Origin of the sequence: Bacillus cereus group sp. Sample62, from assembly GCF_036851315.1 — a bacterium.
In the GTDB taxonomy this organism is placed as follows: domain Bacteria; phylum Bacillota; class Bacilli; order Bacillales; family Bacillaceae_G; genus Bacillus_A; species Bacillus_A wiedmannii.
Genome location: NZ_JAFLPK010000001.1, coordinates 5,165,081 through 5,188,653 on the forward strand (window position 1 = coordinate 5,165,081; position 23,573 = coordinate 5,188,653).

Sequence of the window (23,573 nt, forward strand, 5' to 3'; positions counted from 1 at the left end):
TAGATGATTTTAAAACTATATATGCTATAGTTAACGTGTAAAACTATCATTAACTGAGGTGAATAGAATGAGTGAAGCAACAACAACGTTAGATGGCTGGTATTGTTTACATGATTTACGTTCTATTGATTGGGCTGCATGGAAAACATTATCTAGCGACGAACGCGGACAAGCTGTGTCTGAATTTTTAAATGTCGTTGAAAAATGGAACGAAGTATCTACCGCGAAAAAAGGTAGTCATGCAATGTATACTGTTGTTGGCCAAAAAGCTGATATTATGCTTATGATTTTACGTCCAACAATGGAAGAGTTAAATGAAATTGAGACAGAATTGAATAAAACAACATTAGCTGAATATATGGTTCCTGCATACTCTTACGTATCTGTTGTTGAACTAAGCAACTACCTTCCAGCTGATGAAGATCCATATCAAAATCCACAAATCTTAGCTCGCTTATATCCAGAACTACCAAAAGCAAATCACATTTGCTTCTATCCAATGGACAAGCGTCGCCAAGGTGATGACAACTGGTACATGCTTCCTATGGAAGAACGTAAAAAAATGATGTACAGTCATAGTAAAATCGGTCGCCAGTACGCAGGTAAAGTACGCCAAGTTATTTCAGGATCAGTTGGATTCGACGATTTTGAGTGGGGCGTAACATTATTCGCTGACGATGTTCTTCAATTTAAAAAACTTATATATGAAATGCGCTTCGATGAAGTAAGTGCTCGTTATGGTGAATTCGGAACATTTTTCGTTGGAAACATTTTGCCAGACGAAAAAGTAGAGCAATTTTTACACATATAAATCGTAAAAAAGGAACGAATTTCGTTCCTTTTTTATTATCCTCTATATTTCTCTTCAAAAAACTTCTTTTCTCTGCAAATTTGAACAAAAATCGACAAATTCCTTTCAAATTCCTTACAAAATTGTAACCTTTCTATATCCAAATTTATGCTAAAATGGTACGAGCTACATGCTAATAACGATGCGAAGGTGATAAACTATATGAAGAAAATCTTGTCTATTTTACTAGCGCTTTTATTGTCAATTTCTTCCTTAGGAGTAACAACATCCCATGCGGAAGAAAAAATACATATAGAGGCTGCTGCTGCACTTCTGTTTGATGCAGATACAGGAAAAATACTGCATGAACAAAATCCAGATGAATTACTAGCTATCGCTAGTATGTCAAAGTTAATTGTTGTTTATGCTGTATTAGAAGCAATTAAAGAAGGAAAAATTACTTGGGATACAAAGGTAAACATTTCTGATTATGCTTATGAAGTTTCACATAATAATGAATTCTCTAACGTTCCGTTTGAAAAGGGACGTCAATATACTGTAAGAGAATTATATCATTCTATCGTTATCTTCTCTGCAAACGGATCTAGTATTGCCTTAGCAGAACTTCTTGCAGGAAGTGAGAAGAACTTCTTGAATCTTGCAAATGAACATGCAAAAAAACTAGGGTTAAAGAAATATAAATTTGTAAACGCTACCGGGTTAAATAATGCTGACTTAAAGGGAAAACACCCTGAGGGAACGGATCCGAATGGAGAAAATTCCATGTCAGCTCGCGATATGGGTATGCTTTCAAAAGCAATGATTACAAAGTATCCAGAAATGCTAGAGGATACAAAACAAAGATTTAGAAACTTCCCAGATAATCATCCGAAACCAATTCGTATGGAAAACTGGAACTGGATGTTACCAGGTGCCGCTTTCTCTTATGAAGGAACAGATGGTTTAAAAACTGGTAGTTCTGATACCGCTGGATACGGATTCACTATTACAGCAAAACGTGGTGACTTACGCCTTATTTCAGTAATTATTAAAACAAAATCAATGGACGAGCGTTTCACTGAATCTCGTGCATTAATTGAGTATGGATTTAATAACTTTGAAAAACAAAAATTAAAAGTTGATAAACACAACACAATCTCTGTAGTAAAAGGTAAAGAAGATCAAGTAACTGTTGCACCTGAAAAAGAAATAATAGTCATTGCGAAGAAGGGGGACAAATCACCTTACAAAATTTCTACTGAAGCGGATAAGTCACTCGCTGAAGGTGGACATTTAGTCGCTCCTGTTAAGAAGAATGCAAAGGTAGGCTCCATCGTTCTAGAATCAACTGATAAATACGGATTTTTAGATGGAAATAAAAACATGAAAGTTACTGCAAAAACGACAGAAGAAGTTGAAAAGGCAAATTGGTTCGTATTAACAATGCGCTCTATCGGAGATTTCTTCTCAAACTTATGGTCTAAAGTATTTTAATGATGGAAAGCTAGCTCACGCTAGCTTTTTTTATTTTCCTCTCTCCATGTAAAACTTCGTTTGGTTGTCATATCTGAGTCCTTTTTCTCATACGTATGAACTAGTAATCGTTACACACTTCATCTAGAAATAAACCTCTTTCCACAAGGTATTCCAAAAAGAGAGGTGACACATAATGGGTGTTATTGCTTATAACGAAGAAGATGTAAAGTTATTAGCTAGACTGATGCGTGCTGAAGCCGAAGGAGAAGGACAACAAGGAATGTTAATGGTCGGAAACGTAGGGGTAAATCGTGTTCGCGGAAATTGTTTAGATTTTAAAAAAATACGTAATTTACGTCAAATGGTTTATCAAAATCCTGGCGGTTTTGAGGCAACGCAAAAAGGGTATTTTTATCAGCGTGCAAGAGAACAAGATATCGCATTAGCAAGGCGAACGATTCAAGGACAACGTTTTTGGCCTGCAAATTTTGCCTTATGGTTTTTTAGACCTGAAGGTCCTTGCCCGCCAACTTGGTATGACCAACAAAACTCTGGACGTTTTAAAAAGCACTGCTTCTTCCAACCATCTGCCGGGGATTGCCCTAGCGTATATTAAGGAATGAAAACGAGGAGGGATTTTTGAATGGCACAGCAACAAAACCCGTATTACGGAACAGGTTTTTATCAACCATCTGGAACTTATGCACAACAGCAACAAATGACCCCACAGCAACAGCAACAACAGCAAGCGATGCAACAACAAGCTGCGCAAGCTCAATATGCCGTTTCTCAAGGCATGTTACCGTTAGAACAGTCGTATATTGAAAATATCCTTCGCTTGAACAAGGGCAAGCAAGCTACGGTTGTAATGACTTATGAGCGTGGTAGCTCACTCGGTACACAATCGTATACAGGTATTATTGAGGCAGCTGGACGTGATCACATCGTTATTAGTGAACCACAATCGGGGAAACGTTTTTTACTACTAATGATTTACTTAGATTATGTAGAATTCCCAGAAGAAATTACGTATTTACCTAGTCAACAAGCAACTTATGCTCCAAGACCATAAAAAAAAGCTGGCGTATGCCAGCTTTTGTTTTTATAACCCTTTTACAACTGCAGTTCCGACTAAGATCCATGCCACGATAAACGCTACACCACCAAGAGGTGTAATTGGACCAAAGAACTTAATACCTGTCGTACTTAATGCATACAAACTACCTGAAAACATAATAATCCCAGCTACCATAAGCCAGCCAGCAGTAGTTAAAAGTGATGATTGAATTTTATCCATTAATAAAGCAACTACAAATAGTCCACCTGCATGAAACATTTGATATGTAACGCCTGTTTTCCACACTTCTAACATTTTTGCAGAAACTTTATTTTCTAAACCATGCGCTCCAAAAGCCCCTAGCGCAACAGATAGCCCTGCCGCAATACAACCTAGTAAAAAGAAAATTTTCATCTTAATTCCCCTTTTTTTACCTTTATCATAAGCAATTTTTTCATATAAGCCAAACGATTTATCTTCTAAAAATCAAATAAAGAATTACCGTTTGCGCCTTCTTCTTTTATATAAACAGGTTCTCCAGAAACCGGCATAACTGGTTGAACTGTCGTCATAGGCTGAGATCCAATTACTTGTGTTGGAATCTCAGGTTCTCTATACATAGAAGGCTCAGCTTGTTCATCTAATAATAAATCACATAACGCTCGCACAACTAATAAATGCGCTTTTGATTGTTGCCCTTCACTGCTTTTTGCCTTTGCAATTTCATTCGCCATTTTATTTAAAATCTTATCGCTCGATATTTGCATTCCTTGTCACCTCTTACTTTGTAGTTCTTTCTCAAATTGTCCTAGCTTCTCTACTGAACCAAACACTATTATCATATCATGTTCTTGTAGTTTTTCCTGCCCCGTTGGATTATGTATAACATTCCCATTTCTCAAAATCGCTAAAATTGTTACATCAAATTGATTTCTCACATCACTCTCTAGTAACGATTTACTAGCTAAAATAGAACCCTTGCCGACTGCAATTTCTTCAATTACAAATGACTGATCCACGCCATATAGTACTGTATCAATATAATGAACTGTTAGCGGATTCGCAATACCTTTTGCAATATGAATTCCTGCCATGCTAGATGGATTAATCACCTTATTTGCCCCAGCCCGCTTTAGCTTGTCCTCAGTTTCTGGTTTTTCTGCTCTTGCCACAATTTTAATTGCATCGTTTAATCCTCTTGCTGTCAATGTAATAAATACATTTTCAGCATCATTTGCTACGATAGCAACTAAACCAGCTGCCTTTGAAATTCCAGCATGATGTAATACTTGATCTTCCGTTGCATCTCCGTGTACAAATAAAAGCTTTTCCTGTTCCAATATACTCTCATCTTTATCAACAACGACAAATGGGATTTTCTTTTCTTGCAATTCATGTACAACTTGAAGCCCCACTCTACCGCAACCACATACGATAATATGATTTTTCAACTGCGCTATTTGTTTATCCATCTTCTTCCTCCGTACTGCATGAAATAAATTCCCTTCAATAATCATAGCTGCCACTACCCCAATTGCATACGTAACAATACCGACGCCAACCGGTATGATAAGAAGCGCAAAAACTTTTCCTGCCTGTGTTACAGGAACGGCATCTCCGTACCCAACAGTTAATACAGTAATCATCGTCATCCAAAATGCTTGAAACAAACTAATCTCTTCAATCATCATAAATCCTAACGTTCCTAGAATTACAACAAAAGTCATACATATAACTGCTATCCATAATTGCTTACGTGCATTCATATCGTGTTTCAACTCTTTTCTCTATCTACAATCTTTGCCAGTGGAAATGAAATACATATATACTAGATACGGAATCTATGAAAGAGGTTGATATAATGAAAACATTTCTTTCCGCCTTACAATGGGCGCTATTTATTTTAGCTGGGAGCCTTATTGTACCAATAAGCGTCGCAACTAGTTACGGCCTCGATGGCGCTGAAGCTATTGCATTCGTACAAAGAACATTATTTGTTCTTGGCTTTGCTGGCCTACTGCAAGCTATATTTGGGCATAAACTTCCTATTCAAGAAGGTCCTGCTGGACTTTGGTGGGGGATTTTCTCCCTTTATGCAAGTTTAGGTGTCGTATTATTTGGATCCAGCAATGAAACGCTTAAAGTCCTTCAGTACGCTTTCCTATTAAGTGGTTTCATTTGTATTATCCTTAGCGTTTTTGGACTCATCGATAAACTAGTTCGCTATTTTACACCGACAGTCATTGGAACATATTTATTTCTTCTTGTCACGCAACTTAGCGGGTCCTTCTTAAAGGGAATGTTCGGTCTTGACGGACAACATACAGAGGTACAAGCTGACGTATTTATTCTTTCACTCATTGTTATTTTACTATCCTTTTTCATCATGAAGCTACCTATTATTGGACAATATTCCGTTCTTTTCAGTATCGTCTGCGGCTGGATATTATTCGCATGCTTCGGATTATCAAATCCAGTAACGCCTGTGACAGATGTAATCCGTTTTCCGTCTCTATTTGTTTTCGGAATGCCTCGTATTGAATGGAACATGGCAATTACGGTAGTTTTCGTTACACTATTACTTCTAACAAATATGTTAGCAAGTATTCGCGTTGTGCAAAGGATTGTTTCTAAGTATGAAAAGAATGCAGCACCAGATCGTTTCAAACAAGCCGGCATTATAACAGGAATAAATCAATTGCTAGGAGGCCTTTTTTCAGCTATTGGACCTGTCGCAATTTCTGGATCAGCAGGATTTATTGCAACGACTAATATTTATAAACGACTCCCATTTATGTTAGGGTCAAGCTTTATTATTTTCGTTAGTATATTCCCAAAGATTACTTCATTCTTTGCGGCGATACCTGTCGCAGTCGGATATGCTGCCATTTACCCTGTATTTGCAAGCATGATTGGTCTTGCCTTTCGCGAATACGAAACAGTACAGGATAAAGAGCGATTATTTAAAGTAGCGGGTCTTTCGATCTTTACAGGAGTCGGTGTTATGTTTGTTCCAGCAGGAGCATTTTCTACACTCCCGCCGTTTCTAGCATCGTTTTTAAGTAACGGCCTTGTTCTTGGATCTGTAATGGCAATTTTGCTCGAAATACTATTTTCTCGTTCTACAGAAAAACAACCATCGTAAATTGGAAAACTTCCATTATTGCACTCTATCTTTAGAGTTGTTACGATAATGATAAAGTGAAACTTTAATCAATGAGAGCTATTCATCTTTACTAATGATTAGCTCTCACCGATCGGGCATTAGCAGTATAAATTATCATGGGCAACGTGCTCGTGATAATTTATACTAAAAATACAGAACTTCTTCTAGCTTCACATAAAGTGAAACTTTAATCAGTGGGGGTTTTGTTCATCCCCCACTGATTATTAGTTGAACCAATCGGACTTTTACGGGCAGTTGATCCCCCACCTAACTTCTTTGCTTTCGCTGAATTTTGAGTTGGGGGTCTTACTGCCCGTTAATGTGGGATAAAGAAGTTCGATGTCTTACTATATATTCCCCAATATCTTCATAAAACTTTATTTCTATTTCAACAAAGAGAGGAATTTTCAATATGACTTATAAAATGATTGTTTTAGATTTAGATGATACTTTATTACGTGATGACCATACTATTTCACCTCGCACAAAAGAGGCTTTAATGACTGCACAAGAGCAAGGTGTAAAAGTTGTACTTGCTTCTGGACGTCCAACTTTCGGTATGCGCAATGTAGCGAAAGAACTCCGTTTAGAAGAATACGGTAGCTTCATTCTGTCCTTTAACGGTGCAAAAATTATTAACTGTAAAACAAACGAAGAAATCTTTAGTAGTACGCTATCTCCTGAAATCGTTCACAACCTATTTGAAATTAGTAAAACTGAAGATGTATGGATTCATACTTATATTGGCGATGATATCGTAACAGAAGAAAATAATCCTTATACTGAAATTGAGGGCGATATTACTGGTATGCCAATTGTTGTAGTAGATGACTTTAAAAATGCTGTTAAAGAGCCTGTAGTAAAAGTATTAATGAATAAAGAAGCTGAACGACTTGTTGTAGTAGAAAAGAAACTACAACAACAACTAGAAGGCCAATTAAGTGTTATGCGTTCTAAACCATTCTTCTTAGAATTTACTGAAGCCGGTGTTACAAAAGGAACAAGCTTAAACAAACTGATTCAAAAACTTGGCATTAAGCGTGAAGAAGTCATCGCAATGGGCGATAGCTATAATGACCAAGCGATGATTGAATTTGCTGGTCTTGGTGTTGCAATGGGGAATGCACCAGATGATATTAAAGAAATTGCCAACTACGTAACAGATACAAATATGAACGATGGCGTTGCAAAAGTCGTAGAGAAGTTCGTACTAAAAAACGAAGTACTTGTTTAATATTTTCATTCATAAAACCTATTTGAAGTCAAATACTTCAAATAGGTTTTTATTTAAATTAATATGCTTTTGTGACTATATTTTGAACTTTGCACTATTCTCGTAGTGTAAACTTTCTTTTTGTATATAATGGAACAAAATAGACTATTTTATTTTGAAAAAGAATACAAATTTACTATATACAAGCATACATTAAAGGAGGCTACTTCATGTTATCTACACCAATCGGACGATTAAGAGCAATCGGCTTAATTGAGGGGATTTCTTTCCTATTACTATTATTTGTAGCAATGCCATTAAAATATTTTGCAGGATTTGCAACAGCCGTTAAAATTACAGGTATGGCTCATGGTGTATTATTTATTCTATTTATCTTTGCGGTAATTCAAGTAACAATCGTACACCGCAAATCAATTGCATGGGCACTTGGGGCATTTGTTTCATCAATTATCCCATTCGGTACGTTTGTACTAGATGCAAAATTAAAGAACGAACAACAATAATAACAAAAAGGTAGTTAACGACTGTTAACTACCTTTTTTATTTACAAATTTGGAATTTCCCAATCAATTTCTCTTTCGCCCATATTAGCTAATATCGTATTTACTTTAGAGTATGGCTTACTCCCAAAGAAACCACGTCTTGCCGATAATGGGCTTGGATGTACAGACTCGATAATATGATGCTTCGTATTCGTAATTAATTTTTTCTTCGCCTGTGCATGACGTCCCCACAATATGAAAATAATTGGTTTTTCACGTTCATTTAATAGCTCAATGACACGATCTGTGAAATGCTCCCATCCTTTTCCTTTGTGAGAATTTGCTTCACCTTGTCGAACCGTTAATACCGTATTTAATAATAAAACGCCTTGCTCTGCCCACTTTACTAAATAACCGTTATTCGGGATTTCATAGCCATATTCATCTCGAAGTTCTTTATACATATTTAGCAATGACGGTGGTGTTTTAATGCCTGGTTGTACTGAAAAGCTTAAACCATGCGCTTGATTCGGTCCATGATATGGATCTTGCCCTAAAATAACGACCTTTGTATTTTCATAACTTGTATACTCTAGGGCGCTAAAAATATCTTCTACCTTTGGATAAACAACATGTGTACTGTACTCTTCTTTCAAAAAATCAGCCAGCTTGCAATAATATTCTTTCTCAAATTCTGGTGCCAATAATAGCCCCCAATCATTTTTCAAAACATTTTTCACGCTTTCACTTCCCGTCCAATTAATTCACCATATCCTGCTTTGTAAATACTACAAACGAAATAATAAGGGACACAACTGCCCAAACAGTTAAATTCATTAAAGAGAACCCCATCGATAAACCTTGTAATGCAGGTAATTTTCCTGATAGATAATCTGTTAATGATAAATTCACACTAAAAATATATTTCGCGCCTTCCCAAGATGTTGCGAACGAGCTTAAAATGCCACCTGCGATTAATGCGGCTAACATAACGCCCATACCGGCTGGTGTATTTCGAATTAAAACAGAAACCATAAATGATATAGTTCCGACAACGATAGCAACAAACCAAGCTAACCCATACGCCATCAAGACGTATTGCCACTGCGGAATAAGATGTACAAAATTCGTATTTAACGTTTCCTTATCAATAACAAACCCAGTTAAAACGGGCAAATTCCATCCCGAGTATCCAAATACAAGCCCAGATAATATGTAAGCAAACAAACCGACAAGAAGCAGTATGAGTGAAATGAAAAATAACATCGTCACGTACTTACTAAGGAGTATTTTCCATCGCCGAATCGGCCGTGTAAGTAGCATCTTCATCGTTCCATCACTTCGCTCTCCTGAAACAATATCAATAGCGACAATCATTACGAGAAGCGGAATAAATAATGTAATTCCTTGCTCAATAAACGCCCTTACAAAAGTTGGTGCACCCGGTGCCATCGGGTTAATATCATGATCTAAATAATATTGTTGTTGCTCCACTCTTACCTTTAGCCAATCACGCCATTCTTCTGGTAATCTAGAGTTGTTCAAGCGGTTTTGAGAATCAACAATTTGTTGTTGCAATGACACTTTCCAATCAGCCGTACCGAGCCTTTTTTTCGTTGTTTCTATTTCACGATACTGCGCATACACGAAAAGTGGGATCAAGATTGCTAAAATAAGCATGACAACAACAATCCGTTTCTTACGATAAATCTTTTCTGATTCGTTTAAAACTAGATTCGCAAATTCACGCATGTTGCTCACCCCTTGTGAGTTCAATAAATAAATCTTCTAGCGTAAATACGAGCTCCTTAACGCTATGCACATCTATCCCATTTTGAACAAAATGTTTATTCCAACTGCTTATAGATGCAATATCCATGCGGCATAGTAATCGATCACCTTCTATACTCACTTCTCTTACTTCCTCAGCATCTTCTAGCATATCTTTCGCTTTAAAAATCGGTGTAACAATCCATTCTACACGATCACTTGCTGTTTTAATTAACTCTTCAACCTTGGCAACTGTTATCATTTTTCCTTTATGAATAATCGCAACACGATCACATATCATTTGTACTTCGCTTAGCAAGTGACTTGAAATAAACACACTCATATTTTCTTCTTTCACAAGCTTATGTATAAATTCCCTAAGTTCTCTAATTCCAGCTGGGTCTAAACCATTTGTTGGCTCATCTAATATGAGCAATTTTGGATTTCCAAGAAGCGCTTGCGCAATGCCAAGGCGCTGTTTCATACCGAGTGAGTACGTTTTCACCTTATCGTGAATTCTTTCATCTAAATGAACCATTTGAGCAATTTCAATAATACGTTCATCTGATATACCACCTAGCATACGGGCAAATTGTTTTAAATTTTCCCATCCCGTTAAATATGTATACAGTTCTGGGTTTTCAACGATACTCCCAATTTGACGCATCGCTTCTCTGAAATTTTCCTTAATAGAATAACCACCGATAGAAATCGTACCTTCTGTTTCTTTAATCAATCCAACTAACATTCGAATAGTAGTTGTTTTTCCGGCACCATTCGGCCCTAGGAAGCCAAACACTTCTCCTTGTTTTACATCGAAAGAAATATTCTCTACAATTGTCTTCTTTCCAATTACCTTTTTCACGTCTCGTACGGAAAGTATCGTCGTCATTTTACCCCTCCTTGTTCTAGTTTTAATTTACTCGCAACATTTTGAACTAATCGGTCTGCCATATATGTATACCCTACTTCATTCGGATGAAAATGATCGGAGTATAATAATTCTTTTCCACGATTTTGGAATAAATCAAATGTTGGTGTAATATATACATTTTTATCATTTAGCGCTAATTTTTCTAAAGATGCATTCCAGTCTACAACGATGTTTGAAGAACCTTTTAAATCTTCTACATCTTCAAAAGGATTGTATAAACCAAGCCAAAAAATAGGGCTATCTGTATTTAACTTACGAATTTCTTCTATTATTTTCTTCGCTTCATTTTGGAACGTCGCTGTATCAGGACGGTATGTTTCTAAATCTATCTTTCCAAGCGATTCCCAACCTGGAAATAAATCATTTCCTCCAATTGTTAAAACGATTACATCTGCTTGCTTAATTGAATATTGAGCGCCACTACTCTCAATTTGTTTTAATAGGTCGGGCATTTTTGCACCACTAACAGCTAAGTTTGTTAATGCAACCTTTTGCTTATAATCTTTTTGTAAATCCTCTTTCATACGCCCAATATAGCCAATTCCTTCTTTATCACCAACACCACGTGTTAATGAATCACCTAAACTAACGATTTGTAACGTTCCCGTTTTCTTTTTCTCTTTTGCCACTACATCGGTCTTTTTAATTAAATTTGAAGCTTTCGGATTTAACACATCATTTACACCTGAAACAAAACCATATGCAAATAAACAGAAAGATGCAATTGTAATGAGTAGAATTACTTTTACTACTTTTGATCTCATATCAAAACCCCTTTTAGCCCTCATAGATTGTCCATAATTATACCAAACGCAATTTTGAAAAGCGATTTTCACACCTTATCTATTATGTTGTTTCCCTATGTACTAGTTCTGGCAATAACTCTACGTGCTTTACATCTATTTTCTCATCATTAATCTTTTCATATAATAATTCAAATGCCTTCACGCCAACATTTTTACTACAATACGAAATCGTCGTAATACCTAAAATGTCTGCCACATCTTGATCATCACAACCGATAATCGTAATATCTTCCGGAATACGAATTCCTTGTTTTTTCGCTTCCGTTACCATTCCCGCCGCAATATGGTTGCAAGATACAAGAAACGCAGTTGGTTTCACTGACATATGGGCCCATTCCCTGATTACATTACGTCCATCTTCCACTGTAAAACAGCCCTTAAACTTCCAGGCCTCTATCGGTGTTACAGCAATCTGTTGAAGCGAATCTTCATATGCTTGTTTTCTTCTCTGACTATTAATGCTATTACTTCTTCCAATGCAATACCCAATACTTGTATGGCCGGCATCTATTAAGCTCTTCATGCCGCGCGAAAAGACTTTATAGTAATCAATATGCACACTCGAAATGAAATTCGAGTCTATTTCTTCACACATAACAATTGGACCAAATTTCATATATTCTTCAAGCTTTTCCTTACTATTTGCTCGGGAACATATAATAACCCCATCAAGCTTTTTCATTTTTAACATATTCAAAATTTCTAATTCTCTTTCCTCACTATAATTCGTCTGACAAAGCATCATATTATAGTTATTCTTTGCTGTTTCCTTTGATATTCCCTCGATAATAGCGCTATAATATTGATCATTTACGTGCGGTAATAAAACACCAATGACATTCGTTTTTCCTTTCACTAAATGAATTGCATTCACATTTTGCGTATAATTTAATTCTTCTATAATTGTTAAAATTTCTTTTCGTTTCTGTTCATTCACATATGGATGATTATTCAATACACGTGAAACAGTTGAAACAGATACTCCAGCAATTTCAGCAATCTTCCTTATATTCGTCATCTTATTTTCCCCTTCTCGAAAAAATTCTCCCTTGACCTGGTAAGCTTTCCACAATATATCCTTTCCTAGCAAATACATTTTGAAAGGATATACAACTATGCCTCGATTCAAATTAGAATATATATTTTTCATTGGCGGTCTACTCATTCTCGCCATCGGTATTAATATGATGACGACAATTACTTCTTTTGGACTTAGCCCTTATGATTCCTTCTTTATTGCACTATATCAAAATTTCGGGATAAGTATCGGTTTTTGGATTTTCATGATTAATTTTGCTTTTACCCTTATCGTTCTCTTTTGGAATAAAAAACAAATAACAATTGGTACAATCGTAACGATGGTTCTTATTTCTCTTTTTGTTGATTGGATTGGTTCCATTACAACTATTATGGACACTATCCGTTCTCTTCCAAAATATATAACACTTATTTGCGGAAATCTATTCGTTGGAGCTGGGATTGGTCTTTACGTCTCTACAAACCTTTGCGCAGCACCTCAAGAAGCTTTCGTTTTAACCGTTGCCGAGAAAAAGAAGTGGACATTTAGAAGAACAGAAATTTCATTAGCGTTTTTATTTTTAACATTAAGCTTCCTATTAGATGGACCTATCTATTTTGGAACAATCATCTTATCCTTTACAACAGGCTGGATTATCCAAGCATTTATTCAAATTGGTACGCAGATTTTAAATAGAAAAGAGCCTGTTAAGCAAGCTGCTTAACAGGCTCTTTCTGTTTTATGATAAGGGATACTATTTAGCATCCCCTTCAATTCGATAGTTTGCTTTCAAACAATCTATTTCTTCATACCCTTGCAACGTATGTAGAATATAATCATAATCAGCAAGAGACGCACGATGCGTCACGATTACAATTTCAGCCTTCCCTTTCTCTTCAAGCGGCATTTGAATAATCTTTTCAAAGCTAACGCCACGCTCAGAGAATAATGAAGTAATTTTTGCAAATACACCAATTTCATCTTTTACATGAAGTCTTAAAAATTTCTTCACAACAATTTCGTCTGGCTCTTTTAATACCTTTTTATACTGCGGGGATACCGCACTATTTCCGTTTACACCTAATCGAATATTTTGCATTACAGCTACTAAATCCGAAACAACAGCTGTTGCTGTTGGTAAGCTTCCTGCACCTGGTCCATAAAACATCGTTTCTCCGACCGCTTCACCATACACATATACAGCGTTATATTCGTTTTGCACGGCCGCAAGAGGATGTGTATTTGGAAGTAGTGTCGGTTCAACTGTCACCTCTAATTTTTCACCATCTCGCTTCGCAAGACCGATTAATTTAATCGTGTATCCTAAACTCTTACTATATTCAATATCTTCTTCTGTAATAGAAGTAATCCCTTTTACCTTCACATCTCCAAGCTCTACATTTGTAGAAAAACCAAGGGTAGCCAAAATCGTCATTTTTCTCGCTGCATCTAAACCTTCCACATCTGATGTTGGATCTGCTTCTGCAAATCCAAGTTGTTGGGCTTCTTTTAACACGTCGTTATATGCTCTCCCTTCATCTGACATTTTCGTCAAAATAAAATTTGTCGTTCCATTTACAATTCCCATTACTTTCGTAATAAGATCTGAAGAAAGTCCTTCTACGATACTTCGTAAAATCGGAATCCCTCCGGCTACACTTGCTTCATAAAACAAATCTGTTTTATTATCTTTTGCTACCGCTAAGAGTTCCGCCCCATGTAACGCCATTAAATCTTTATTGGCAGTCACAACATGCTTCCCGCTCTGTAAGGCTTGCAAAATATATGCTTTTGCATCATCAATGCCACCCATCACTTCGATGACAACGTCAATATTTGGATTATCTAAAATTTCATTTGCATCTTGTGTCAATAGAGTAGAAGGTACCTCTACTTCTCTCTCTTTTTCAATATTTTGTACTAGTACTTTCGTTACTTTTACAGGACAACCTACTTGGTGGATAAGTCGCTCTTGATGATCTGTAATGATACGAACTACACCGCTACCAACTGTCCCAAGACCTAATAAACCAACTTGAATTTCTTTCATAATACTGTCCACCCCTCAAAAATTGTGTTTAGATGAAATTATATGAGTAAAAAATCTGAAAAACAATGTTTTTCGAACATTCGGAAAAATATAAGTTAATCTTTACAAAGAAAACGTTACCACGTGTTACACAATCTTTTTTTATAATACATAAGGGGTTTCTTGATACACGTAATAATTCAGCCAATTCGAGAATAATAGATTCCCATGGCTTCTCCACCTTACAAGCGGTTTCTCATTTGGATTATTATGTTTAAAATAATTTTTCGGCACATCAATATTTAACCCTTTCTGGCGGTCACGTTCGTATTCTTGCTTTAACGTATCACAACTATATTCACTATGCCCGAGCGCAAACACTTGCCTTCCTTCTTGCCCAATGACAAGGTGAACACCCGCTTCCTCAGAATTTGCTAATAATGTTAAGTCTGTCACCTCTCTAATATCACTCTCTCGTACTTCTGTATGACGAGAATGCGGGGCAAAAAACAATTCATCAAACCCTTGTAACAATTTCACATGTTGCTCACGGACTTCATGTTCAAATACACCGAACATTTTTTCCTTAAGAGGATACTTTGGAACACCATAATGATGATACAAGCCAGCCTGTGCCCCCCAGCAAATATGAAGCGTAGATGTTACATTCTTTTTTGAATACTCCATAATACGTTTAAGCTCTTCCCAATAATCTACCTCTTCAAAAGAAAGAGTTTCAACTGGTGCTCCTGTAATAATAAGTCCATCAAATTTCTCATTCTCAATATCACGGAATGTTTTATAGAAACTCGTTAAATGGTCCTTCGCTACATTGCGAGACAAATGTGATTCCATATGAAGTAAGTGAACATCTAATTGCAACGGTGTGTTACCAATTAAACGAAGTAATTGCGCTTCTGTTTCTTGCTTTGTAGGCATTAAATTTAAGATAGCAATTTTCAATGCCCGGATATCTTGTGTTTCTGCTCGCTCCTTCGTCATTACAAAAATATTTTCCTTCTGCAACACTTTGCGAGCTGGTAAATCTTTATCAATTATGATCGGCATGTTCTTTGCCTCCGACTAGCGCTGCTTCTAAATCTGCAATAATATCAGAAACATCTTCTATACCAACCGATAAACGAATTAAATCTGATGTAACGCCAGCTAGACGCTGATCTTCAGCACTTAATTGTCTATGCGTTGTGCTAGCAGGATGTATAACGCAAGTTCGTGCATCCGCTACATGCGTTACGAGAGTGGCTAGTTTTACATTTGCGATGAATTCTTTCGCTGCTTCTAATCCGCCCTTAATGCCGAATGTTAACACACCACTAGCACCTTTTTTCAAATACGTTTGTGCTAACGAGTAATTTTCATTGCTATCTAATCCCGGATAATTCACCCATTCAATACGTTCATGGTTAGCAAGCCACTTAGCAACTGCGAGAGCATTTTCACTATGACGCTCCATTCTTAAATGCAGCGTTTCTAAGCCGATATTGCTAATATACGCATTGAATGGGCTCATACAGTTTCCGTAGTCTCTTAATAATTGAACACGCGCCTTCACAATATAAGCTGCTGCACCAAAATTTTGAACGTAACTTACGCCGTGATAACTTGGATCCGGTTCAACAAGTTCAGGATATTTCCCATTTGTCCAATCGAAGTTCCCTCCGTCAATGACAATGCCGCCTAAAGAGCTTGCATGACCATCGATATATTTCGTCGTAGAATGAACGATAATATTTGCTCCGTGCTCAAATGCCTGGCATAAATAAGGAGTTGCTAATGTATTATCCACGATAAAAGGTACTTCTAACTCTTTCGCTGCATCTGAAAATTCTTTGAAATTTAAAACGTTCATCGCTGGATTTCCTAACGACTCTGCATAAACAAGTTTCGTCTTATCATTAGCAAGGGCCACAATTTCATCAGCACTTAAATTCGGATTAAAGAACGTAACGTCAATACCAAGCTTACGCAAACTTACTCCAAATAAATTAAACGTTCCGCCATAAACTGTGGAAGAACAAAGCAAGTGGTCTCCGCTACTACAAATATTTAAAACAGCAAGCATAATAGCAGCCTGCCCAGAAGCCGTTGCAACCGCTCCTACACCACCCTCTAAATCCGCTAACTTTTGCTCAAATGCAGCTAAAGTAGGATTTCCAATACGCGTATATATATATCCTTCTGCCTCTAAATTAAATAGCGCTGCTAAATCATCTGAAGTATCGTATTTATACGTTGTACTTTGATAAAGTGGCAAAACACGCGGTTCACCATTCTTCGGTGTATAGCCACCTTGCACACAAATTGTTCCTTTTCCCCATGACTCTCCCATCTCTCATTCTCCTTTCTTTTATACAAAATAAAAAAACTGCTCCTTTCCTGAAAACAAGAAAGGAGCAGTTTGAAAACACGCTCTAAAGGCTCTTTCTTATCTTTCAGGATTATTACCTGCAGGATTTGGCACAATTCCGTTATACGGCTGTTGCCAAGGTTTCATCGGGCCTGTCCCTCCACCTTTTCTTGATAAGACTATGCAATTACCGTTGATTTTATAGCAATAATTTCCTAATGTCAATCAGTTTTTCTGAATGTTCTAAATTAAATACAAAGAATTTGACATGCATAACAAAAGAAATATATTCCATATTCATTTGAAAAAGACCTTTTAAAATCCACGATTACTATATAAAATTAAGTAAGTAGTTTAACTGTATACATTTCAAATTCTCACGAGACCTCAATATATTGAATAAGCCAACCTCTCAAAAAGATACTATACATATTCCTTTCCTTTCACAGTAGCATATTTAATCCTTTCGATATTAAAACTTACATAACGGAGGTATAACATGACAAACACAAAGGACATGCACTATATACTCGTCCTATACGGCATTCTTTTAGGCTCTATAGTAGGAGCAACAGTCTGGCTATTTTTAGTTACAATAAATATCGGCATTCACTTTATTTGGGGATACTTACCTACTATTTTCTCTTCTCCCCCGTATTACACTATTTGTGTAACAACTATCGGTGGTATTCTCGTTGGTTTAACTCAAAAATACTTCGGCACATATCCACGTCTTATGCCTGAAGTGATGGGTGAATATAAAAAAACAGGTAGAATTGAATACCGTTTTGTACATAAAGCTACTTTAACTGCGATTATCGTTTTAATCTTTGGAGCTAGCTTAGGTCCCGAAGCAGCGCTTGTTGGAATTATTGGTGGACTTTGTACATGGGTAGGGGATCGCTTTACATTCGCCTTAAAGGGAATGAATGAACTAACAGAGATTGGAATTGGTGCTACTTTAAGTGTAATTTTTAACGCGCCGCTATTCGGTTATTTAGCTCCAAATGAAAATGAGGGTGACCAAATTAACGAATTTTCTAAAGGAAAAAAAGCAATTGTATATTTAGCTACTACTTTCGCTGGTTTTTCCGTTTATTTATTACTTAGTAAATTCGATAATCGCGGATCCTTTATCGTTGATTTCGGAGAAGGTTCTCTTTCTCTTAATGAATGGATTGCCTTTCTACCACTTGCTAGTATTGGTGCTATAGTTGGATTCTTTTATTTCAAATTAGAGTTCACATTAGAGAAATTAATTCATCCCTTAAAAGAATACAAACTATCACTTGGTATTATCGGTGGTATTTTATTAGGAATTACAGGAACTTTTCTCCCGTACACATTATTCTCAGGAGAACATCAATTAAAAGATTTAGTTGTGGAATGGAGCCATTTATCCTTCTGGGTACTACTTCTTTCAGGGATTTTAAAATTATGTATTACTGCCGTTTGTTTAAATACAGGTTGGCGCGGCGGACATATTTTCCCAATCATATTTGCTGGATCTAGTATCGGATATGCTATAGCTTCCATTATCCCGATAGATCCAATCGCTTCGGTAGCCATCGTCACGACAGCAATTTCAAGCTATGCATTAAGAAAACCAATTGCTATAACATTACTATTACTCATGTTTTTCCCGCTCAATTTACTATTACCGATGCTTGGAGCGGCAGCGATTGGTAATGCATTTCCACTTCCTAAAAACAACGAAGCTATAAACGAATAAAAATAGGCAGTAGGGACAAAAGTTCCACTGCCTATTTTTATTACACACATTGCTTCAATAACGCGTATAACCCTTCAAAATTTTGTACTTCATATGTTGGCACAATCTCGCTATTATTTGATTTCTTTTCTGGATTAAACCAACAAGTATCAATTCCCGCTACATATCCACCTTTAATATCAGCACTTAACGAATCCCCAATAATGAGCCCTTCTTCAGGGGAAAAATTAGGAATTCGTTCAAAAACATAATCAAAATACTCTTTCATCGGCTTTTGATAACCTGTATCTTCAGAAACAAAAATATCTTTAAACATTGAATGTAATCCTGCATTACGCAAACGTTTATCTTGCGTCTTAGAAACACCGTTTGTCACTATATATAAATCATACTCCCCTTGAATTTGATTTATAAATTCAAACGCACCTTGTATGAGTTGATTCCCTTCTTCTAAGTAGCTGCGATAATTATTTTCGAATAATATCCCATCCACTTCTTGTCCATATTCTTTAAATAAAACCGAAAATCTTGTATTTACTACTTCATTACGATTTATTTTACCTTCTTCATAATCATTCCAAAGACCTTTATTAACTTTTTTATACTGTGCTTCAACCTCTCTAGTTAGATGGATCCCTTTCTCTTCAAAAAGCATACGTAACGCCATTTTCTCCGCCTTCTGAAAATCTAACAATGTATCATCTACATCAAATAAAAGTGTTTTATATTTTTTCATAAGCCCTCACACTCTCTTTTCTACAAAAAATTCATATAAATCGTATCATTCTTTCTTGTAAACATAATAGGAGATATCTCATACTAAAAATGAGGTGAAAATATGAAAGTCAGCAAAAATAGCGAAGAAATCTCTCATCACATGCAAACTTCCAACTTCCATACTCTTTTTTCTTTTAATGTCTTACCGTATGCTGAACTACATTCCTTTCAAAAGAAAGAAAGGATATGTACTGAAGGAGTTGATGTTACTTATCTTTATTACTTAATTTCCGGGCAGGCGAAAATATATATGAGTCATAAAAATGGAAGGGTCTCCTTAATTAACTTTATTCAAGCACCTTCGTTCATTGGGGAATTAGGGTTAATCGGCGTAGAATCCGTTACGAAAACGGTGGAAGTGATTGAAGATTGTATGTGCTTAGCGCTTCCTCTTAAAGATTGTCGGCATCTTTTGTTGCAAGATGCTACCTTTCTACAGAAACTATGTAAATTTATCGGCGAAAAAACAATTAGCCGAACAGAAAGTTATGCCAAAAACAATAGTTATCCGTTCGAAAATCGATTAGCGGCGTTTATTCTATTAACAGAACAAAATAACAGTTATACAGAAAAACATACCGAGGCTTCGGAATACTTAAATGTCAGCTATCGCCATCTTTTATACGTATTAAACCAGTTTTGCCAGCAAAATTACTTAAAAAAAGACGGAAGAACCTATTACATACAAGATCGAATTCAATTAGAAAAACTGGCTGATGAACTTAAAATATAAAAAAAGTAGCATTAACGTTTACCTGTTAATGCTACTTTTTTCGAGTGACGATTCTATTTTCAATTAAAACTTGCTTGCTACTTTAGCTGCTTCTTCAAGACCAGCTGTAATGATCTCTTCTGCTTTATCTGGGAATTGGTTATGTCCTTCAATAACTACTGTTTCCATATTTGTTGCACCGAAGAAGCCCATCATGCTTGCTACATATTTAACAGCCATTTCTACTTCAGCTGCTGGACCTTCAGAATATACGCCGCCGCGCGCGTTTAATAATGCAATCTTCTTATCTCCAATTAGACCAACTGGACCTTCTGGCGTATATTTAAACGTTTTGCCAGCTCGGTTTAAATAATCAATATATGTGTGTAGCACTGCTGGAATCGTTAAGTTCCATAATGGGAAACCGAAAACGACTTTATCAGCTTCTAAAAATTGATTTAAATACTTATCAGCAACTGCTACTGCTGTTGCTTCCTCTTCAGTTAAATCAAATCCTTTACCTGCTTTGAATGTACCATTAATCATATCTACGCCTACATATGGTAATTCTTCTTTATATAAATCAAGTTCTACTACTGTATCATTTGGATGTGCTTCTTTATAGTTTGCTAAAAATGCCTCGTATAATTTCACACTAACTGCTTGTTCCGCTGGGCGGTTGTTTGCTTTTACAAATAAAACTGTTGCCATTGTTTTTCCTCCTAGTACTCACTCTTCTGTTGTTATATGCTTTCAAAAAAGGTATCCCTTGTAATTGTTGTTTTGTTGCTTACAAACATATTTTATCTTTATATCAAGACAATTTCGTCCTCACATAGACGTATTTTTCCATAAAAAAAGTCCACCTTCTAAAGGCGAACTAGGTCTTACGACTTTTGTCTTATACAATTCCATTTTTCACTGCATATAATGCTGCTTGCGTGCGATCAGATAAATTTAACTTACTCAAAATACTACTTACATGAGCTTTTACCGTTTTTTCTGTAATAACTAAAACAGAAGCAATCTCTTTATTACTCATCCCTTTCGCTAATAGCTGCAACACTTCATTTTCTCTCGCCGTTAGCACATCCACTTGAATAGAAGGTTCTTCTTCCTTTTCTTCCACAGGTAATGTTTGAGAGAGAAGAGTATTTGCTATATCTGGATGTAACTGTATATTCCCTTTATAAGCACTACGAATTGCCTCAACAAGTTGATCTGGTTCTACATCTTTTAAAATATACCCGCTTGCTCCCGCCCTTAACGCTGGTAAAACATGCGCCTGATCAGAAAAGCTTGTTAATACAATTACTTTCACATCAGGATATTCTTTTTTGATACACGCTGTCGCCTCAACGCCATCCATCTCGGGCATATATAAATCCATTAGTACAACATCAGGATTTGTTTCTCCTACTTTCACTAACGCTTCTTTCCCATTATTTGCTTCTCCAACTAACGCTAAATCTTCCTGTGTACTTAAGAAAAATGCTAATCCTTTTAAAACAACTGTATGATCATCAACTAACAATACTTTTATTTTCACAAACTTCCCTCATTTTCACATCATAATGGTACGTTTACTTTTACACTTGTTCTTTTCTTATCACTTACAATTTTAATTGTTCCACCGACTAATTCTACTCTTTCGCGCATCGTAGTCATACCCAGTGATTTCTTCTCTTTTATATCCTTTTCTACAAAGCCGTTTCCTTGATCGACTATTTCTAATGATACATTCTTCTCCGTCACTTTGAAATAAATCGCCGCTTCTCTGACATTCGCATGTTTACTTACGTTATTTAAAGCTTCTTGTCCAATTCTCCATAGCGCTTCCTCTACTACGCGTGGCAAATCACGAACACCTGTAACTTGTTCCCTAATTTTCAGTCCCAAGCTTTCACCGTACTGCTTTAAAGCTGGTAATAGGCCTTTTTCTAATCCCGCCGGACGAAGCTGCCAAATTAATGTTCTCATTTCCTTTAAAGCTCCTTGCGCTAGTTCACGCATCTCATGCAAAGATTGATCTACCTTTTCATTTTGACTTTTTAAAACTGCCTCAGCGCCTTTTGTCATAAAGGTTAACGAAAATAGCTTTTGTGAAACGGAGTCATGTAAATCCCTTGCTAACCGATTTCTTTCTTCCATTCGTACAAGTTCACGTCGTTGCTCATTTAACCTTAAATTTTCTATCACGAAAGAAATATGGTTTGTTATTGCTTGAAGTACATCTATCGTATTCACATCAAATTCACCATTATTTGAACTAACACATACAACACCAAATATATGACTTTGAATCTGTATTGGTGTAGCGATAACTGTCCTATTAGAGGCTATCTTATGACTGATTTGATGGTTTAATAAAATAGGTTCACCTTTTTCTAACGCTTCTTTCGCTGCTTCTTTCATATCCTCTGGCAATTCTTCCTCGCAATAAGATGCCCGCAAGGATAATTCTTTCTCTTCCCTAATAAAGAATGAGACTTGATTCCAGTGAAACACTTCACCTAATTGATTTACAACTTTTTCAGGCAATACATTAAATTGATGAATCGTCCTTAAAACTTGAATGAACCGTTCTAATTTCACATAATAATGCGCTCTTCGCTTTTCATTTTCATATAACTTTGCTCGTTTTAAAGCCGTTCCAATTTGGAAAGCCACTGATTGAAGCAATACTAATTCTTCTTCTGAAAAATGTGTTTTACCTGGGCTTGCCACATTTAACAAACCAAATTTTTCTCCTCCAGCTTTTAAAGGAACCGTAGCATGATGAAGAATCCCTTCCGTATCCCCCCAATTATATTCAATTGCATTATTAATTCTTTTACATTCAATAATATTAACAGCTCGCTCTAATTTTCCATCCACAAAACCACGTAAACACCAACATTCACCTTCACACATCGGGCGTTTGTTTTCATATGTAAGTGCCTCTGGTAACTGGTAATCGATTAATTTTGTATATCTCCCATTTTCATCCGCAAGAAAAATCCATCCTGTCGTTAAACCTGTTACACTAAGTAATTTTTCTAACACTGCTTGCAATACATGATATGTATCATTTGATGTATTTAGCGTTTCTGCAATTTCTTTTAATATAACTAATTCATTTGTACGATTATCTCGAAACATACCTAATCTCCTACATACAAGATTTTAAATCGCCCCTAAAGTAAATCATCTACTTTTCACTTTGTACTTATTCGTAACATT

Annotated in this window: 25 protein-coding genes and 1 riboswitch; of the genes, 10 read left to right on the plus strand and 15 right to left on the minus strand. The window is 36.2% G+C overall.

All coding sequences use genetic code 11. The annotated features are described in order from the left end of the window. The first annotated feature begins 67 nt into the window (after nt 1–67). From hemQ to gerQ, 4 genes are all read left to right on the plus strand, one after another. A complete protein-coding gene (gene hemQ / locus J0835_RS26525; protein ID WP_087983373.1) occupies nt 68–811 on the plus strand; it encodes a hydrogen peroxide-dependent heme synthase in 744 nt (247 codons plus the stop codon). Between the two features lie 201 nt (nt 812–1,012). Continuing rightward, nucleotides 1,013–2,284 carry a serine hydrolase gene (locus J0835_RS26530; protein ID WP_087983375.1) on the plus strand — a complete coding sequence of 424 codons (1,272 nt, stop codon included), beginning with the start codon at nt 1,013–1,015 and terminating at the stop codon, nt 2,282–2,284. Nucleotides 2,285–2,459: 175 nt separating this feature from the next. Further along, entirely contained in the window at nt 2,460–2,882 is a 423-nt protein-coding gene (gene cwlJ, locus J0835_RS26535) for a cell wall hydrolase CwlJ (RefSeq protein ID WP_000538157.1), read from the plus strand. Between the two features lie 27 nt (nt 2,883–2,909). Then, entirely contained in the window at nt 2,910–3,338 is a 429-nt protein-coding gene (gene gerQ / locus J0835_RS26540) for a spore coat protein GerQ (RefSeq protein WP_087983377.1), read from the plus strand. 30 nt (nt 3,339–3,368) lie between these two features. On the opposite strand, the gene J0835_RS26545 is transcribed toward gerQ, so the two are convergent. From J0835_RS26545 to J0835_RS26555, 3 genes are all read right to left on the minus strand, one after another. Then, complete coding sequence (locus J0835_RS26545) at nt 3,369–3,737, minus strand: DUF423 domain-containing protein (protein ID WP_000688322.1); 369 nt, start codon at nt 3,735–3,737, stop codon at nt 3,369–3,371. A gap of 65 nt (nt 3,738–3,802) precedes the next feature. Next, entirely contained in the window at nt 3,803–4,090 is a 288-nt protein-coding gene (locus J0835_RS26550) for a YwdI family protein (protein WP_087983379.1), read from the minus strand. A 6-nt stretch (nt 4,091–4,096) separates the two neighbouring features. Further along, nucleotides 4,097–5,089 (minus strand): potassium channel family protein, encoded by a 993-nt coding sequence (locus J0835_RS26555; RefSeq protein ID WP_140386960.1) that lies wholly within the window; start codon nt 5,087–5,089, stop codon nt 4,097–4,099. 95 nt (nt 5,090–5,184) lie between these two features. Between J0835_RS26555 and J0835_RS26560 the strand changes: the two genes are divergently transcribed. The 3 genes from J0835_RS26560 to J0835_RS26570 all read left to right on the plus strand — a co-directional run bounded on the left by J0835_RS26560 (nt 5,185) and on the right by J0835_RS26570 (nt 8,226). Beyond that, nucleotides 5,185–6,468, plus strand: coding sequence for a purine/pyrimidine permease (locus J0835_RS26560; RefSeq protein ID WP_140386957.1), 1,284 nt, complete (start codon nt 5,185–5,187; stop codon nt 6,466–6,468). A 433-nt stretch (nt 6,469–6,901) separates the two neighbouring features. Beyond that, on the plus strand, nt 6,902–7,723 hold the full coding sequence (locus J0835_RS26565) for a Cof-type HAD-IIB family hydrolase (RefSeq protein WP_087983385.1): 822 nt from the start codon (nt 6,902–6,904) through the stop codon (nt 7,721–7,723). A 209-nt stretch (nt 7,724–7,932) separates the two neighbouring features. Then, nucleotides 7,933–8,226, plus strand: coding sequence for a DUF3817 domain-containing protein (locus J0835_RS26570; protein ID WP_061680068.1), 294 nt, complete (start codon nt 7,933–7,935; stop codon nt 8,224–8,226). Between the two features lie 41 nt (nt 8,227–8,267). Here J0835_RS26570 and J0835_RS26575 read toward each other — a convergent pair whose 3' ends face one another. Genes J0835_RS26575 through J0835_RS26595 form a run of 5 tightly spaced genes read right to left on the minus strand, consistent with a single transcriptional unit; the run spans nt 8,268 to nt 12,733 of the window. Next, nucleotides 8,268–8,945, minus strand: a complete 678-nt coding sequence (locus J0835_RS26575) for a uracil-DNA glycosylase (protein WP_087983387.1) — start codon at nt 8,943–8,945, stop codon at nt 8,268–8,270. Between the two features lie 19 nt (nt 8,946–8,964). Beyond that, nucleotides 8,965–9,957: an ABC transporter permease gene (locus J0835_RS26580; protein WP_087983389.1), complete on the minus strand. Its 993-nt coding sequence runs from the start codon at nt 9,955–9,957 to the stop codon at nt 8,965–8,967. Next, entirely contained in the window at nt 9,950–10,867 is a 918-nt protein-coding gene (locus tag J0835_RS26585; RefSeq protein ID WP_087983391.1) for an ABC transporter ATP-binding protein, read from the minus strand. Before J0835_RS26585 ends, J0835_RS26580 begins: the two co-directional genes overlap by 8 nt. Continuing rightward, nucleotides 10,864–11,745 carry an SGNH/GDSL hydrolase family protein gene (locus tag J0835_RS26590; RefSeq protein WP_140386958.1) on the minus strand — a complete coding sequence of 294 codons (882 nt, stop codon included), beginning with the start codon at nt 11,743–11,745 and terminating at the stop codon, nt 10,864–10,866. The genes J0835_RS26585 and J0835_RS26590 overlap by 4 nt, the downstream gene beginning before the upstream one ends. A gap of 10 nt (nt 11,746–11,755) precedes the next feature. Then, complete coding sequence (locus J0835_RS26595) at nt 11,756–12,733, minus strand: LacI family DNA-binding transcriptional regulator (RefSeq protein ID WP_087983395.1); 978 nt, start codon at nt 12,731–12,733, stop codon at nt 11,756–11,758. A 97-nt stretch (nt 12,734–12,830) separates the two neighbouring features. Between J0835_RS26595 and J0835_RS26600 the strand changes: the two genes are divergently transcribed. After that, nucleotides 12,831–13,457: a YczE/YyaS/YitT family protein gene (locus J0835_RS26600; RefSeq protein WP_087983397.1), complete on the plus strand. Its 627-nt coding sequence runs from the start codon at nt 12,831–12,833 to the stop codon at nt 13,455–13,457. 30 nt (nt 13,458–13,487) lie between these two features. Here the strand turns inward: J0835_RS26600 and J0835_RS26605 are convergent, their stop codons facing one another. The 3 genes from J0835_RS26605 to J0835_RS26615 all read right to left on the minus strand — a co-directional run bounded on the left by J0835_RS26605 (nt 13,488) and on the right by J0835_RS26615 (nt 17,112). After that, nucleotides 13,488–14,783: a homoserine dehydrogenase gene (locus J0835_RS26605; RefSeq protein WP_087983399.1), complete on the minus strand. Its 1,296-nt coding sequence runs from the start codon at nt 14,781–14,783 to the stop codon at nt 13,488–13,490. A 141-nt stretch (nt 14,784–14,924) separates the two neighbouring features. Next, complete coding sequence (gene metA / locus J0835_RS26610) at nt 14,925–15,830, minus strand: homoserine O-acetyltransferase MetA (protein WP_087983401.1); 906 nt, start codon at nt 15,828–15,830, stop codon at nt 14,925–14,927. Beyond that, entirely contained in the window at nt 15,814–17,112 is a 1,299-nt protein-coding gene (locus J0835_RS26615) for a bifunctional O-acetylhomoserine aminocarboxypropyltransferase/cysteine synthase (protein ID WP_000504750.1), read from the minus strand. The genes metA and J0835_RS26615 overlap by 17 nt, the downstream gene beginning before the upstream one ends. A gap of 93 nt (nt 17,113–17,205) precedes the next feature. Next, a riboswitch (SAM riboswitch) is annotated at nt 17,206–17,310 on the minus strand. A 319-nt stretch (nt 17,311–17,629) separates the two neighbouring features. Here J0835_RS26615 and J0835_RS26620 point away from each other — a divergent pair. Next, the gene (locus J0835_RS26620) at nt 17,630–18,862 is read left to right on the plus strand and encodes a chloride channel protein (protein ID WP_087983403.1); all 1,233 of its coding nucleotides are present in this window, start codon (nt 17,630–17,632) and stop codon (nt 18,860–18,862) included. 40 nt (nt 18,863–18,902) lie between these two features. Here J0835_RS26620 and J0835_RS26625 read toward each other — a convergent pair whose 3' ends face one another. Beyond that, nucleotides 18,903–19,598 (minus strand): YjjG family noncanonical pyrimidine nucleotidase, encoded by a 696-nt coding sequence (locus tag J0835_RS26625; RefSeq protein ID WP_087983405.1) that lies wholly within the window; start codon nt 19,596–19,598, stop codon nt 18,903–18,905. A 102-nt stretch (nt 19,599–19,700) separates the two neighbouring features. Here J0835_RS26625 and J0835_RS26630 point away from each other — a divergent pair, with 102 nt between their 5' ends. Next, a complete protein-coding gene (locus tag J0835_RS26630) occupies nt 19,701–20,372 on the plus strand; it encodes a transcriptional regulator YeiL (RefSeq protein ID WP_087983407.1) in 672 nt (223 codons plus the stop codon). A 63-nt stretch (nt 20,373–20,435) separates the two neighbouring features. Here the strand turns inward: J0835_RS26630 and J0835_RS26635 are convergent, their stop codons facing one another. The 3 genes from J0835_RS26635 to J0835_RS26645 all read right to left on the minus strand — a co-directional run bounded on the left by J0835_RS26635 (nt 20,436) and on the right by J0835_RS26645 (nt 23,492). Further along, nucleotides 20,436–21,062 (minus strand): FMN-dependent NADH-azoreductase, encoded by a 627-nt coding sequence (locus J0835_RS26635; RefSeq protein ID WP_087983408.1) that lies wholly within the window; start codon nt 21,060–21,062, stop codon nt 20,436–20,438. A gap of 190 nt (nt 21,063–21,252) precedes the next feature. Next, nucleotides 21,253–21,900, minus strand: coding sequence for a response regulator (locus J0835_RS26640; protein ID WP_087983411.1), 648 nt, complete (start codon nt 21,898–21,900; stop codon nt 21,253–21,255). Between the two features lie 20 nt (nt 21,901–21,920). Further along, nucleotides 21,921–23,492: a GAF domain-containing sensor histidine kinase gene (locus J0835_RS26645; RefSeq protein ID WP_087983412.1), complete on the minus strand. Its 1,572-nt coding sequence runs from the start codon at nt 23,490–23,492 to the stop codon at nt 21,921–21,923. Nucleotides 23,493–23,573 lie beyond the last annotated feature (81 nt).

What these genes read in the sequence shown, in the direction of transcription:
- hemQ (WP_087983373.1), top strand. Translation starts at nt 68, where the DNA reads ATGAGTGAAGCAACAACAACGTTAGATGGCTGGTATTGTTTACATGAT.
- J0835_RS26530 (WP_087983375.1), top strand. Translation starts at nt 1,013, where the DNA reads ATGAAGAAAATCTTGTCTATTTTACTAGCGCTTTTATTGTCAATTTCT.
- cwlJ (WP_000538157.1), top strand. Translation starts at nt 2,460, where the DNA reads ATGGGTGTTATTGCTTATAACGAAGAAGATGTAAAGTTATTAGCTAGA.
- gerQ (WP_087983377.1), top strand. Translation starts at nt 2,910, where the DNA reads ATGGCACAGCAACAAAACCCGTATTACGGAACAGGTTTTTATCAACCA.
- J0835_RS26545 (WP_000688322.1), bottom strand. Translation starts at nt 3,737, where the DNA reads ATGAAAATTTTCTTTTTACTAGGTTGTATTGCGGCAGGGCTATCTGTT.
- J0835_RS26550 (WP_087983379.1), bottom strand. Translation starts at nt 4,090, where the DNA reads ATGCAAATATCGAGCGATAAGATTTTAAATAAAATGGCGAATGAAATT.
- J0835_RS26555 (WP_140386960.1), bottom strand. Translation starts at nt 5,089, where the DNA reads ATGAATGCACGTAAGCAATTATGGATAGCAGTTATATGTATGACTTTT.
- J0835_RS26560 (WP_140386957.1), top strand. Translation starts at nt 5,185, where the DNA reads ATGAAAACATTTCTTTCCGCCTTACAATGGGCGCTATTTATTTTAGCT.
- J0835_RS26565 (WP_087983385.1), top strand. Translation starts at nt 6,902, where the DNA reads ATGACTTATAAAATGATTGTTTTAGATTTAGATGATACTTTATTACGT.
- J0835_RS26570 (WP_061680068.1), top strand. Translation starts at nt 7,933, where the DNA reads ATGTTATCTACACCAATCGGACGATTAAGAGCAATCGGCTTAATTGAG.
- J0835_RS26580 (WP_087983389.1), bottom strand. Translation starts at nt 9,957, where the DNA reads ATGCGTGAATTTGCGAATCTAGTTTTAAACGAATCAGAAAAGATTTAT.
- J0835_RS26585 (WP_087983391.1), bottom strand. Translation starts at nt 10,867, where the DNA reads ATGACGACGATACTTTCCGTACGAGACGTGAAAAAGGTAATTGGAAAG.
- J0835_RS26595 (WP_087983395.1), bottom strand. Translation starts at nt 12,733, where the DNA reads ATGACGAATATAAGGAAGATTGCTGAAATTGCTGGAGTATCTGTTTCA.
- J0835_RS26600 (WP_087983397.1), top strand. Translation starts at nt 12,831, where the DNA reads ATGCCTCGATTCAAATTAGAATATATATTTTTCATTGGCGGTCTACTC.
- J0835_RS26605 (WP_087983399.1), bottom strand. Translation starts at nt 14,783, where the DNA reads ATGAAAGAAATTCAAGTTGGTTTATTAGGTCTTGGGACAGTTGGTAGC.
- metA (WP_087983401.1), bottom strand. Translation starts at nt 15,830, where the DNA reads ATGCCGATCATAATTGATAAAGATTTACCAGCTCGCAAAGTGTTGCAG.
- J0835_RS26615 (WP_000504750.1), bottom strand. Translation starts at nt 17,112, where the DNA reads ATGGGAGAGTCATGGGGAAAAGGAACAATTTGTGTGCAAGGTGGCTAT.
- J0835_RS26620 (WP_087983403.1), top strand. Translation starts at nt 17,630, where the DNA reads ATGACAAACACAAAGGACATGCACTATATACTCGTCCTATACGGCATT.
- J0835_RS26625 (WP_087983405.1), bottom strand. Translation starts at nt 19,598, where the DNA reads ATGAAAAAATATAAAACACTTTTATTTGATGTAGATGATACATTGTTA.
- J0835_RS26630 (WP_087983407.1), top strand. Translation starts at nt 19,701, where the DNA reads ATGAAAGTCAGCAAAAATAGCGAAGAAATCTCTCATCACATGCAAACT.
- J0835_RS26635 (WP_087983408.1), bottom strand. Translation starts at nt 21,062, where the DNA reads ATGGCAACAGTTTTATTTGTAAAAGCAAACAACCGCCCAGCGGAACAA.
- J0835_RS26645 (WP_087983412.1), bottom strand. Translation starts at nt 23,492, where the DNA reads ATGTTTCGAGATAATCGTACAAATGAATTAGTTATATTAAAAGAAATT.